The sequence below is a fragment of the Pseudoalteromonas mucoides genome, assembly GCF_049257175.1.
In the GTDB taxonomy this organism is placed as follows: domain Bacteria; phylum Pseudomonadota; class Gammaproteobacteria; order Enterobacterales; family Alteromonadaceae; genus Pseudoalteromonas.
This window is the reverse complement of sequence record NZ_JBMMUC010000004.1, coordinates 190,774-204,260: the sequence shown is the minus strand read 5'-3', so window position 1 is coordinate 204,260 and position 13,487 is coordinate 190,774. Positions and strand designations below refer to the sequence as shown.

General features: G+C 39.3%; 10 protein-coding genes. 4 read left to right on the top strand and 6 right to left on the bottom strand.

Annotated features, from left to right (window positions below; translation table 11 throughout):
* Window positions 1-96 precede the first annotated feature (96 nt).
* On the top strand, window positions 97-933 hold the full coding sequence (locus AAEU30_RS06110; RefSeq protein ID WP_421959757.1) for a mechanosensitive ion channel family protein: 837 nt from the start codon (window positions 97-99) through the stop codon (window positions 931-933).
* Between the two features lie 65 nt (window positions 934-998).
* Here AAEU30_RS06110 and AAEU30_RS06105 read toward each other — a convergent pair whose 3' ends face one another.
* Window positions 999-1,607: a transglycosylase SLT domain-containing protein gene (locus AAEU30_RS06105; protein WP_421959756.1), complete on the bottom strand. Its 609-nt coding sequence runs from the start codon at window positions 1,605-1,607 to the stop codon at window positions 999-1,001.
* A 125-nt stretch (window positions 1,608-1,732) separates the two neighbouring features.
* Window positions 1,733-3,310 carry a glutamate--cysteine ligase gene (gshA, locus tag AAEU30_RS06100; protein WP_421959755.1) on the bottom strand — a complete coding sequence of 526 codons (1,578 nt, stop codon included), beginning with the start codon at window positions 3,308-3,310 and terminating at the stop codon, window positions 1,733-1,735.
* A gap of 461 nt (window positions 3,311-3,771) precedes the next feature.
* On the opposite strand from gshA, the gene AAEU30_RS06095 reads away from it, so the two are divergent.
* Window positions 3,772-5,319 carry a methyl-accepting chemotaxis protein gene (locus AAEU30_RS06095; RefSeq protein WP_421959754.1) on the top strand — a complete coding sequence of 516 codons (1,548 nt, stop codon included), beginning with the start codon at window positions 3,772-3,774 and terminating at the stop codon, window positions 5,317-5,319.
* Window positions 5,320-5,388: 69 nt separating this feature from the next.
* Here the strand turns inward: AAEU30_RS06095 and tyrA are convergent, their stop codons facing one another.
* From tyrA to AAEU30_RS06080, 3 genes are all read right to left on the bottom strand, one after another.
* A complete protein-coding gene (gene tyrA / locus AAEU30_RS06090; protein WP_421959753.1) occupies window positions 5,389-6,522 on the bottom strand; it encodes a bifunctional chorismate mutase/prephenate dehydrogenase in 1,134 nt (377 codons plus the stop codon).
* 217 nt (window positions 6,523-6,739) lie between these two features.
* Window positions 6,740-7,609 (bottom strand): MYG1 family protein, encoded by an 870-nt coding sequence (locus AAEU30_RS06085; RefSeq protein ID WP_421959752.1) that lies wholly within the window; start codon window positions 7,607-7,609, stop codon window positions 6,740-6,742.
* Between the two features lie 99 nt (window positions 7,610-7,708).
* A complete protein-coding gene (locus AAEU30_RS06080) occupies window positions 7,709-8,407 on the bottom strand; it encodes a M48 family metallopeptidase (RefSeq protein WP_421959878.1) in 699 nt (232 codons plus the stop codon).
* Between the two features lie 352 nt (window positions 8,408-8,759).
* On the opposite strand from AAEU30_RS06080, the gene AAEU30_RS06075 reads away from it, so the two are divergent.
* On the top strand, window positions 8,760-12,104 hold the full coding sequence (locus AAEU30_RS06075; RefSeq protein WP_421959751.1) for an MHYT domain-containing protein: 3,345 nt from the start codon (window positions 8,760-8,762) through the stop codon (window positions 12,102-12,104).
* Window positions 12,104-13,093: a response regulator gene (locus tag AAEU30_RS06070; protein ID WP_421959750.1), complete on the top strand. Its 990-nt coding sequence runs from the start codon at window positions 12,104-12,106 to the stop codon at window positions 13,091-13,093. Before AAEU30_RS06075 ends, AAEU30_RS06070 begins: the two co-directional genes overlap by 1 nt.
* Here AAEU30_RS06070 and AAEU30_RS06065 read toward each other — a convergent pair.
* A complete protein-coding gene (locus AAEU30_RS06065; protein WP_421959749.1) occupies window positions 13,076-13,486 on the bottom strand; it encodes a VOC family protein in 411 nt (136 codons plus the stop codon). The two genes, AAEU30_RS06070 and AAEU30_RS06065, sit on opposite strands and share 18 nt — an antisense overlap.
* Between the last annotated feature and the right edge of the window lies 1 nt (window position 13,487).

Sequence of the window (13,487 nt, the reverse complement as noted above, 5' to 3'; positions counted from 1 at the left end):
AAATTTCTGAATTTTCCGAGCCAATTACTCATTTAAGTCATAAATATTAGACTATTATATAAATGCTAATTTTATACTTAACGGAGAAAATCCTTAGTGGAAAACATTTCTATCGAAGCCATTTATACTCAAGCAGTCGAAATGCTGATGTTATATGGCCCTAAATTTTTACTTGCAATACTCGTTTTACTAATTGGTTGGTGGTTTATAGGCCGCATTTCAAATATGGCTGAAAAATCAATGGCGCGAGTTAAATTTGAAGCTGGACTGACGCACTTTTTAGTGTCGTTTATCTCTGTTATCTTAAAAGTATTATTACTGATCTCAGTTGCCTCTATGATTGGCATAGAAACTACCTCATTTATAGCGATGCTCGGTGCTGCTGGACTTGCGGTCGGTATGGCGCTACAAGGTAGCTTGGCTAACTTTGCCGGTGGTGTTCTTATATTGTTCTTTAAACCATTTAAAGTCGGCGACGTTATTGAAGCGCAAGGTCATATGGGTAAAGTGGTTGAAATACAAATATTTGTTACTGTGTTACTAACTTATGATAACGAAAAAATCATCATTCCAAATGGAGCACTATCAAATGGCTGCGTTAAAAACAAGTTTGCAGAGCCTACCCGCCGCATTGATATTGAGTTTGGTATCAGTTATGGCGACGATATTATAAGAGCTCGTGAAGTACTTATGAGCGTATTAAATGACTATGATTTAGTACTAAAGGAAGAGAATAAACAACCTGTGGTGCACGTTAGCCAACATGGCGACAGTCATATAGGTATGTTGGTGTGGGCCTGGGTTGATTCTGATAACTTTTGGCCAGTCTATTTTGGTTTATACGAGCGCGTTAAAATGGCCTTCGATAAAGAAAATATCACCATCCCATTCCCACAAAGAGATGTGCATATTCACCAGTTCCCTGGTAAGTGATTTTACTAGGGTAACAATAATTAAGCCCGCAAATGCGGGCTTATCGTTAACTTAAACTTGATAAATCAGCTAAATAAACGCTCTAACCAGCTTTTATCTAAATCATCTTCACATTTTTGTAGTTGCGCACCGTAGCGGCTTGCACGGTTTTTGACTTTGTTAGCCACACTCATCAGCCACTTTTTCTTTTTATAAGTGCCACGCTTATAACCCCCCCAGCCTTCGTGGTAGTTAAGGTATTGGGCGTAGGCGTCCCATTTTGATACGCCATTCACTTTATTGGTTTTATAAACAAACCACGCCATAAAGTCGATAGCGTCATCAAAATCATCGCGATCAGCCCCACTATTCCCCGTCTCGCGAATATAATCAGACCACGTCGGTGTTTTGGCTTGTGAATAACCATAAGCAGAACTTGCGCGGCCTGTTGGAATTATCCACAAGAAATACTCCATCGGTGGTGCAGCATCATGACGAAACGAACTTTCTTGATACATCATGCTCATAAGTACATGTTTTGGCGACCCCCACTTATCTTGGGCATCGCGAGCATCATAATACCAGTCGTTTTTTTCTTCAAAAATCTTACAAATATCATTAGGTTGTTTGGGGGGAGCTGTTGCGCAACCGGTTAAAATGGCTCCCAGCGATAAAATAATTAAGTTTCTTTTCATTTTTTTGAGTTCTCGCTGAACTTTTTATAAAAGTATGAGTCTTATTTATTGAATGCGCAGTTTAGCATTGTTTCATCCCTGAAGAATTTTTACGCAGCCACCTTGGGCTGCGTTTTTTTTGCCTGTTAATTACCTTTAAAGTAATCCGCTAAAAATGACTTAAACGATAAGCTATCAGCTGCGGTAATCGCCTGTTCATCCGTCACTGATTGCATAGCTTGTTGCTGCAAATAAGTATCTGAATAAACATGATAAGGCGTTGCTTGATGACTTTGTTTATACTTTTGGGCAAGCGCTAATGCAAAGTGTCCATTATCAATGTTTGCATCTTTTAGCTGATCAACGTATTGGCCTGAATAGGTTAAAGACGAATCATGTAACCATGTTTTTAAACGGTTTACGGTTGCTACATAATGCTCGGTACCATATGCATTATCCATATATGCAGCAACGTCAGCTAACTGGCTGAATATTTCTTCACCCCAGTGTACTAAACTCGTTGCAACACCTGATTTATTTAACTCTAATGAGCTATCACGCCCATTATTTACAACGGAGTCAAGGTTTTCAGTGCTTCGAGTTTGCGAATCCCAATCCATATCTGGAGAGTCTTTTAACAAGCAATAGGTTAAAAACACATCTAAAAAATGAATCTGCTCTAATGAAATACCCGTTTCACTAAATGGGTTAACATCCAGTGCTCGGATTTCAATATATTCGATACCACCGCGTAGTAATGCATCTGTTGGTGTTTCACCACTTTTTGCATTGCGCTTAGGACGAATTGGCGAGTAAAATTCGTTTTCTATTTGCAAAATATTTTTATTTAATTGCTTGGGTTGCTCGCTTTTATAGTCATCAATACTTTCGTAGATATCAGACGGTGTATTGATTGCACGTTTAAGCCCTGCGACATACTCTTCTAAAGAGTTATACATAACCTTTAACGACGATTGTGCGCTATTGGTATAACCTAAGTCTCCCAAACGCAAAGCAGTGCCTGTTTCTAAGTATAAAGTACCTTTACCTAATTTCTTAAAAGGTAAGTTGGTTTTACGCCCTTGTAAAAAGGAATTACACAACGCAGGAGATGCACCAAATAAATAACTTATCAGCCAAAGCTCTCGTTTGAAGTTACGAATAAGGCCTAAGTAACCAGCTGAGATAAAATCATCTAAAGAACCGTTATCACCTTTAACTGTTTGCAAACTTTGCCAAAAGGTCGATGGAAATGAAATATTAAAGTGTACCCCAGCAATAGCCTGCATCATGCTGCCATAACGATTTTTTAAACCTTCACGGTATAAGGTTTTCATTCGACCTATATTTGAATCGCCAAATTGAGCTAAAACTATATCGTCTTGATGCTCAATAAAGCATGGCATGCTAATCGGCCATAGCAGTTCATCACCCATTTGCGATAAGGTGAATTTTTGCAAGTCTTGCAACTGCGCTAATGTTTCTTGGGCTGATTCACTAACAGGGGTAATAAACTCTAATAACGCTTCTGAAAAATCTGTGGTTATATGGCCATTTGTTAATGCACATCCTACGCCTTTGGGATGACCTTGTTGCGAAATAACTCCATTAGGCTTAATCCTTAGAGCTTCTCTTTCAATGCCACGTTGAATACCTTTAATTGCGTATTTATGTTGTTCTGGAGATAACGCTGTTAACGTTGAAGTTAGATCATGTGTTGTCAAAAAATATTTCCTCGAGCCACGTGGCTTAATCCTAAATCTATGGGGGCAAAATGATAATACTCAAGGCTTAATAGTTAAGATCACACTCATTCCCACTATTTAGCATAATAACTATAATGCGCATTACAGCAAAAATACTGACATTGCCAACACAATACCCAAAACCATTCATAGCAGTTTGCTTTATTGTAGTAATCTTGCCATTGAAAAGGTGATTATACAATTGCTTTAATTGCACCACTACTGTGCGTTAAAATTATGTAGATAAGACTGACCGGGTAATAACCTATAACTGTTCAAAGTATTATTACGAGAGCTAAATAAATTTACCCATTTATTGTTTCAGATCAGTAAAAATACAATTAGTTACTTGAAAGTATTATATTTAGGTATTTTTACTTTATAAACTAAGTATTAACTTTATAATTGGCGTTAATAAAAAGTATGCTTAAGGAAAGCCCATGCGTCGGGGTCACGAATTAATAAATGAAGAAGTTTCTTTTTCACAACAGCAAGAGCTAGTTTCCACAACGGATTTGCGTGGTGTAATCACCTACGCTAATGAGGCTTTTTGTGACATTGCAGGTTACACATTAGAAGAGTTAGTAGGTAAAAACCATAACATTGTCCGTCACCCTGATATGCCCAAAGATGCATTTAAAGAAATGTGGGAAAAACTAAAAGCAGGTCATTCATGGCGTGGTATGGTGAAAAACCGCTGCAAAGATGGCCGTTATTATTGGGTTGATGCTTTTGTAACGCCTATTTTCGAAAACGGCCAACTTGTTGGCTACCAATCAGTACGAACAAAACCTTCAGAGCAACTAAAACAGCGAGCCATTGGGCTATACAAAAAAATAAATGAAGGTAAATCCGTCAGCTCATTCAGAGAGCAAGTTGGAGTCAGACAGCTACTTTGCGTTATTTTAGCCATCGTAGGTTTGCTAGCACTCGCTGTTTACACATCTATAGCTGTAGCACTTTTTGCGACAGTTTTTTTAGGTTTAATTGTATTACTCAATTACGACGAGCTAATTGTGACTCCGTTGGCTTTAAAGCAACAAAAAGCAGAGTTTGACTCGGTCTCTCGCTATATTTACGTTGGTGCTCACCCTTTTAGTATTAGTGAGTACAACCGTGAAATGCTCAACGCCAAATTACGTACCGTACTTGGTCGTGTCAAAGACGCCACGGTAACCTTTAATACGATAGCCCAAAACTTAGATAATCAATCATCGCTTACAGAGCAAGGTATCTCAGCACAAGGTCAACGTTTAAGCCAAATAGCTACTGCGATGTCGCAGATGAGTGCCACCATTGGTGAAATATCTAATAGTACTCAAGACACCGCTGAGAAAGTAAATGTAACTTACCAAAGTTGCTCTGATATAAAAGCCCACATAGCTGATAATAGTTCAATGGTCTCAGATCTGGCTTCTCAAGTGGAGCAAGCTGCGAGTACGGCAAATGCGCTGGCCACGGAAGCGGATAAAATTGGTCAAGTAATGACTGAAATTGAAGGTATCGCTGAACAAACGAATTTATTAGCTCTCAATGCAGCCATTGAAGCCGCAAGAGCGGGGGAACATGGCCGCGGTTTTGCTGTTGTTGCTGATGAAGTTCGTGCATTATCGTCTCGTACCCAACGCGCTACTTCACAAATCCACAGTTCAATTAAAGAGATTCAAGATACCTTATTTAATTGGTCTACGGTGATGAAAAACACCAAGGCACAAGCTGATGAATGTGTTAATACCACTGGACACACTCAAGTTGAGTTAGATAGCATTTTTGCGCAAATCAGTGAAATTTCACAACTAGCAACACAAATATCCACTGCCGCAGAGCAGCAACAAACTGTGAGTAGTGATATTGGTATTAATGTAGAGCAAATTAAAGGCTTTAGTGATGAAAACTTAAACTTGAGTTTTAATGTCGCTAAAGATGCCGCTCATTTGGTGGAAGGTTCACGTAAGGTGAAAGACATTTTACTTACTTTTAAAGTATAAAATGTGTTATTAATCAATTAGCTCAGTTGTAGTAGGCTGATAAAAAAATCAGCCTACTCATCCTTTATATTAATCGAGTACTTTTGCGTCATTTGCTTTATTAAGTAAGCTGCGGCTTTGAGTTAAAAAGTGCGCCGTTGAATCTGAGAAATACGCTTTTGCTTGTGCAAATGCATTCATCAATGCTTCTTTATCTCCTGCTTTTAACTTCTCTAAAGTTTGTGCGAAGGTATCTTGGTATTGAGCTAATAACTCCTCCACATTATCAAACTGCGCCAGCATAATATCTGAATACAACTCTGGTGATTGAGCAAATAAACGCCCGACCATCATTAATTCCAATTGGTAAATAGGCGACGAACAACTGCGAAGCTCCTCAAGTGTATGGCCTTGTTTTGCTAAAAACTGTCCATAAACAAATGTAGTTAAGTGACGCATAACTTGAATTATCTGCATCGCTTCATCATGTTTCTTTGCGTTAAGTTCTACTAATTGACAGCCCCACACTTGTAACTGCTCGAGTAAGCCTTTCGCTATGTGATGCTCTCGCCCTTCACACACCACGACTGTTTGCTTCACCCAATGCGATATATCAGGGCCAAACATTGGGTGTAATCCAACAACGGGGCCATTATGGGCGGCTTTTAAAACTGCTAGCGGTGCCTGTTTCACTGACGTGATATCAACTAACAGACAATCTTCATCAAGCTTAGGTAATGCCTTTACTACGGTCTCTAATGCATTGATTGGCACACTGACTATAACCAATTTAGCACCACGCAAGAGCTCCGTAGCATTATGTTGCTGTGACTTATCCAGTATTTTCACTTCATAGCCAGAGCGCTGAAATTGCTTAGCAAATAATTGCCCCATAGCGCCTTCGCCACCCACAATTACGATCGGTGATAAATTAGGTGCGGCGCAAGCAAGTTTAGCCTGTTGATTTTGATATGCTTCGCGCATCATGCGTCTTAATATATCTTCAACTAACTCGGGGTTTACACCTTGGTTAATAGCTTCTTCACGTCGAGCAGCAAGCAGTGCCGCTTCGCGGTCTGGGGCATGTAAAGGCGCGCCAGTTTGCTGCTTAATTGCACCTATTTTGCCAGTTATGCTGTTACGCTTAGCAAGCAGTGCCACTAACTGAGCATCGCATTCATCAATACCCGCTCTTAACTGATCTAAATCTCTTATATCTGCCACGTACCCTACCACCTATAAAACACCAAAACGCAAACTTAAGTTTACACAACAGTAAACTAATCAATACGATAAATACTAACAGGATAGCCTATCTGATAAAAGTGAAAATAATTAAAAATGTATCTGAGACTATAGATCGGTTTATGGCAAATACAGAGGAGGTGCTGAAACTAACAATAAAGCTGCGCAATGAAAACTGCGCAGCGGTATAATCAAATTAACTTTGTAATGCGATTGATGCCATAACCATGACACTGGCAAATGACTCTGCACCTGCGATAAATAAACCGTTATGGCAAAAAGTTGCATCATCTAAGCCCGTCACAGCTTGAAATTCATCCCCAGATAAACCAGCCCACGGCTGTGGTAACGGTTTTCTGTCTTCGAAAGAACCGGGTTCTACAGGAACGGTTTGAATAATCCACTTACCCGAATGAGATGGGTAAACCATATACAGGGCTTCACTTGATAAACTGTGGACTGTTTTTTTCCATGGCGTATATTGTTCAAGTACAATGACACGAGGGTCATCAGCATCAGCAATAGCCTTAGCGACTATTTTTTTAGCATCTGCACTGCCATTTGCAGAAGCGATAAACCGCTTAAGTAAACGCACTGCAAATTCTACAGCTTCATTAAAGCAACTATCAAAATCGCTACTTTCTTGCCAAGTAGGGTTAAACATTGAAATAGTTTGGCTTAAGCTGATCCCTTGCTCTACACCTTGAACATACCCACAATCTATAGCATCAATAGTAGATACCAATCCAGCATCAACTGAATCTGCAACTGTTTTATTTCCTTCACACAGCTCTAAACCATACTTTTGCCAGATTAAGCCAAACGATGAAAAAGGAATACCGTTTTCGCGTGCCCCAGCTCCGCCACGTTGGTGATGATCAAAACGCCCTTTGTCTGGGTCATACTCATTACCTACATCAATGACAATATCAGCTTGGCTAATTACTTTGGCATCCCGGGTACGAATTAAGTTAAAAGAAGGGAAAATAAGTTTAAGTGCAGCGACGCTAAATACGTCATCGGCATGAAAATTACCATCGTGCGTAACTATTGTAATATCAGTCATTAATTCATCATTATAGAAGAGAAAAGAATTTTACTTATTTAAGTAAATGGACGCAGACAGTATACCCAAGCTAAAAGATAAAAACAGCTTTGTGTATAGTTACTCAAACACCCACTGCAAACTAGCACCATGTCGCTTTAACCACTGGGTTGCATGTTTATAATCGGGATAAAACTCACTAACACGGTGCCAAAACTGGTGACTGTGATTCAAATATTTTAAATGAGCGAGCTCATGCACAACAACGTAATCAATAACCCAATGTGGCGCACCGACCAATAGTAAATTAAAGGTCAATTCACGACGTTGGTTACAACTGCCCCATCGACGCTTGTAAGTTTTTATTTTTAAATTGCTCGGTAGCTCTTCGCCCATCCTCGAACAATAATGCCGTATTCGCATTTCAATATAGCTTCCTAACTGCTCGCGCATAAAGTCTTCAAACTGTGTTTGATACATTGCGGTATTATTTTTAACACGTCCAGAGCAACTAACCTGCAACTGTGGTGGATTCATATTAGCAAAAAACTGCCAGCAGCTTGTTTTGTTTATTTCAAAGTGCAGTGTCAATAGCTCATCAAACAAACGAATTTGTAAACTATCCAGTGGAAACTGACGGATATCCTGGTGCTGACTTTGCTTATATACTTGCTGATTAATCCACGCTTGTTTAGTCGCCAACCACTGCTCAATATATGCTATAGCAACGCCGTATGGCGCATAAACGGTTAATAATTGTTGATGAACCTTTATTGCCACGGTTTTACGGCGGCGACTGCGCTTTAATGTGTATTCGATCAATGCCAACTCTTAAACTGATTAATATAAGAAATTTACTACTTGTTATAATACCTTGCTCAATAACTGCTAATCTATAAATTTGTGGTTGTTTTTGTTAAGCAGATGACACGATAATTATTAAAATAAATAAAATAATTATTAAAAAACAAACTGTAATTTTAGTTATTAATAGTGCTACAATTGTAACCGATAACACTTAGTAACCTGCTCCCATTGATATTTTACTTTTGTTAACCTATGGTTATCTTAAAGATAACAAAAGCCTACATAAATATGTAATTAATTATTCCTATGAATACACTTCACAGTCATTACTTTAACTGATTGTAAAGTCTTGAGATGAGCCGCTATGCTGTCAGCTTTTTTTATCACCGATCAAGATCCAAGCCTCATAATCAATGGGGTTTATGACCCATATCTTGTTACTTTATCTGTCATGACAGCTATCTTTGCGGCTTATTTTGCAGCGTTATTAATCGATCTTGCAAAAGCAACTCGATTTCACAGCTACCAAAAACTAGCAAACTCAACAGCAGCATTAGTTCTTTCTGGCGGTATTTGGAGTATGCACTTTATTGGTATGCTAGCGTTCTCATTATGCACAAATATTAGCTATGATCCGACACTGACTTTTTTATCTTTTATTCCTGCATTTTTAGCTTGTTGGACTGCAATATCTATGTTGGTCAGAAGTGACAAAACGACGTTGCAGCTCATTGTTCCATCCATCTTGCTTGGGGCTGGAATTGGAACGATGCACTACAGTGGCATGGCAGCCATGGAATTAAGCCCATTACTACGTTATGACCCGTTAACTTTTGCTCTATCAATCCTTGTAGCAGTCGCGTTGGCTTATATATCATTGTATATGCGCTTTAATGTTAATAAGTTTTTCTCAAGGCTAAGTGAAGTACAAACTCGGTTTATTAGCGCAATAGTACTAGGCTTTGCAGTTGCAGGCATGCATTACATGGGCATGCTAGCGACGCGTTTTGTTGCCGTAACGCCGATTCTCAATGACAGTCAAGACTCTGAACTAACCCTGATCGCTATTAGCGTTGTATTTTCAACAATTATTCTTACCGCAATTGTGGCGATTATAAATGGCATCGTTCGTTACCGTATGTTGCTTGAGGATAAGACAAGTAACGAATCTCGCTTACAGGCCATTCTTTCAACAGCCATCGACGGTATTATCACCATTGATCACAAAGGCCATATTTTAAGCTTTAACAACGCTGCTGAACTCATTTTTGGCTGGAATAAGCAAGATGTTAAAGGTAACAATGTCAAAATGCTCATGGCCGATGATATTGCAGAGCAACATGATGGTTATCTATCAAAAGCAGAACATATTGATTTTGGTACTGTCATTGGTGTTAACCGTGATGTCTTGGCAAAGCACAAAGATGGCCACTTATTCCCTATTCGCCTTGGCGTTGGTGAAGTTGATCAACCGGGCCAAGAACCACTCTATGTTGGGTTCATCACCGACTTAACCGAACAAAGAAAACTACAACAAAACCTAATAACTAAAGAGCAACAGTACCGCTCACTCATGGATAACATGCCTGGTGTTGTATTTCGTTGTGAGATTAATGAAAAGTGGAGCATGATGTTTATCAGCCCTAACATCTTTGAAATGACCGGTTATATCCCTAATGAGTTTATTAATAAAAATATCGAATACGGCGATTTACTATTCAAAGATGATGTACCGCATATAAACAAAGCTGTTGAGCAAGCTATTGCTAAAAAAGAGCACTACTCTATTGAATACAGAGTGCGTCACCGTAACGGTAAACTCGTGTGGATACTTGAAAAAGGCAGCTTTGAGTTTAATAAACAAGGCGAAGCAATTTGGATTGATGGCGTTTTAGTTGATATAAGTGAACGACGCGAGTACGAAGACAAACTTAAACTTGCCAAGGTTGCAGCAGAGGAAGCAGCTCAAGCTAAACAATCATTTATGGCCAACATGAGTCATGAGATTCGCACTCCGATGAACTCAATCATTGGTTTTAGTGACCTGCTGATGGATACCCCCCTCGATCAAGAACAACAAAAGCATTTAGTGACTGTTAATAATGCAGCACGGTCTTTATTAAGATTATTAAATGAAATTCTCGACTCAGCAAAGCTTGAAAAAGGCAAACTCACAATCGAGCCAGTTCACTTTAATTTGCAACCTGTGCTCGACAGTATCATTTCAACCTTTTGGTTAGAGGCCAAGAAAAAGGACCTTGAAGTAACGTTAACAATTAAAGAGTCCGTCCATAAAGCCTATTATGGCGACCCCGATAGAATTCGCCAAGTACTAACAAACTTGATTGGCAATGCGATTAAATTTACTGAGCAAGGTTCAATCCAGGTCACAGTGAGTACAACACAAAATAATCATCTGTTTTTTGAAGTGCAAGATTCAGGTATTGGTATTGCACCAGAGCGGATCAAAGCTATCTTCCAACCCTTTGAGCAAGCTGATGGCACGACGACTCGCCGCTTTGGTGGCACAGGCCTTGGTACAACAATCAGTAAGCAATTAGTTGAACTAATGGGCGGTACTATCAGCCTAGTAAGTGAAGAAAATAAAGGTAGCTGCTTCTTTTTCGCGCTTCCGTTAGAGCCTGGTGATGAAAACCTAATTAACTACTTTGACGGTTTACATACGCAATTACCAGCTCTGCGTATATTAGTTGTTGATGATATTGAACAAAATGTAGAGCTACTTCGTTTATTACTTTCTCGTGACGAACATAAAGTCAGTACGGCGAGTAATGGCTTTGAAGCTTTAGAGATTTTTGAGCAGCAAGACTTTGATGTCATTTTAATGGACATTCACATGCCTGAATGTGACGGTATCACAGCAACCCAAAAGATTAGAGAAATTGAACAGCATAGACAGTTGAAAAACACTCCTATCATCGCACTCACCGCAAGTGTACTACAGCAAGATAAGCTGACAGCTAAGAAAGCTGGAATGAATGGTTTTGCTAATAAGCCTGTAGATATTAATCAATTAAATCAAGAAATTTCTCAAGTTCTCGGCTATGGCCTGAAAAAAGAAGTGCTTATTGAACAAAGTGATCCTCAAGCGAAACATATCGACTTTAAAAAAGGCAAACAGCTTTGGGGTAGTAAGTGTAAGCAAATAAACGAGATACAGCGCTTTATTGATGAGCAGCACACCTTATGTACGGCACTATTTGCTCATGGCCTTAGCGCATTAAATGACGCGCAAGGCAAGCTACACACACTTAAAGGGCTTGCTGGGAATTTAGGCCTACCAACTATGATGTCGTTATTTTCAGAGCTTGAAAAAGCAAGCTCTCAAGAACAGCAAGAAAAAGTTATTGCACAATTAGAAGTAGAGTTAACCGCTGTATCTTTATTGTTAGCTGAAAAAACTTTAACGTGTGTGCCAAGTGTTAATAAGCACGAATCTCAAGATGCACCGGCAATGTCGGCAACTGAATTTAAAGCGCTTTGTGAACAGTTATATATAGACGCTGAAAACGCTGAGCTTAATGATGAACTGCTTGCGACAATTGTAACAAATGCGCCTACAAATTATAAAAATGATATCGATAATGTTGTTGAATGTTTCGAACAATTTGATTTTGATACCGCCCAATCAAACCTAGAGTCGTTAATATCTTTACTCAAACAAGCACAAAAAATGGAGGCAAATTAATGGATTTAAATATCGAGCGCCCACGAATTTTAATCGTTGATGATGAGCCTGCTAATCTTAAGGTTATGCGTGAAGTATTGAGTAACCAATACCGATTATCGTTTGCAAAATCAGGCGAAGCTGCCCTTGCCTTAATTGAAAAAGAGCCACCTAAACTCATTTTGCTCGACATTATGATGCCAGATATGAACGGCTTTGAAGTTTGCCAACGATTAAAAGAAAACCCGCAAACTCAGCATATACCTATAATTTTTGTTACAGCCCTTGCTGACGAAAGCGATGAATTTAAAGGGTTTGAGATAGGTGCTGTTGACTATATAACCAAACCTATCAGTCCTGCAATTGTGCGTGCTAGAGTAAAAACACATTTATCATTAGTTCAAGCTGAGCAACTTAAATTAGCTCACGTCGATTTAGTACATCGGCTTGGCCGAGCGGCTGAATATAAAGACACGGATACTGGCGAACATATAATCCGAATGAGCAAGTACAGTAAAATTTTAGCTCTCGCTTATGGTATGGATGAGCAACATGCTGAACTGCTCAAACAAGCAGCCCCGATGCATGACATTGGTAAAATTGGTATTCCTGATGCGATTTTATTAAAGCCAGGAAAACTCACATCTGATGAGTTTGACTACATGAAACAACACGCTCAAATTGGAGCACAAATATTAGAAAACTCTTCATCTCCATTGTTACAACTGGCTTATGTGCTTGCTATGGAGCACCATGAAAAATGGGATGGAACTGGTTATCCTAATGGTATTAAAGGTGAAAATATTTCAATTGAAGGGCGTATCGTAGCCATTGCGGATGTGTTTGATGCCCTTACCTCTAAGCGCCCTTATAAAAAAGCATGGAGTGTAGATGAAGCGCTTGAACACATGAAAGAGCAAGCGGGTAAGCACTTTGACCCACAGCTTATTGCTCTTTTTGAAGGGCAGTTTGATGCAATTATGAAAGTCTACTCAACCTACCAAGATTGATTTATCGATAGCTCGACTGATATGGCTGTAATCATGGGAGGTAATCTCATGATTATTGCCGCTGTTATCTTTAAAATACATAGAAAAGGTCACACCATGATCAGCAACAATCGTTTTGATTTTATGTGATTCAAAGTGACTCAACCAAGTAATAAATTGCTCACCTGTTGCACCAAACGCAATCCCTTTACTGACACCAGCGCGTTCAAACAATGCTAACCGTGTTGTTGCAGCAGCATCCTCAAGCGTGAGCGGGCCTTTGCCTTCATCCCAAAAGGCAAGCTCAGACACAATATGAAAACCGAGCACCTCTTTATACCACACAACAGCCTCGGCCAAGTTTTCCACATTAAGATGACAATGATCTATACCTGATAATAATGGCGTGGCCATA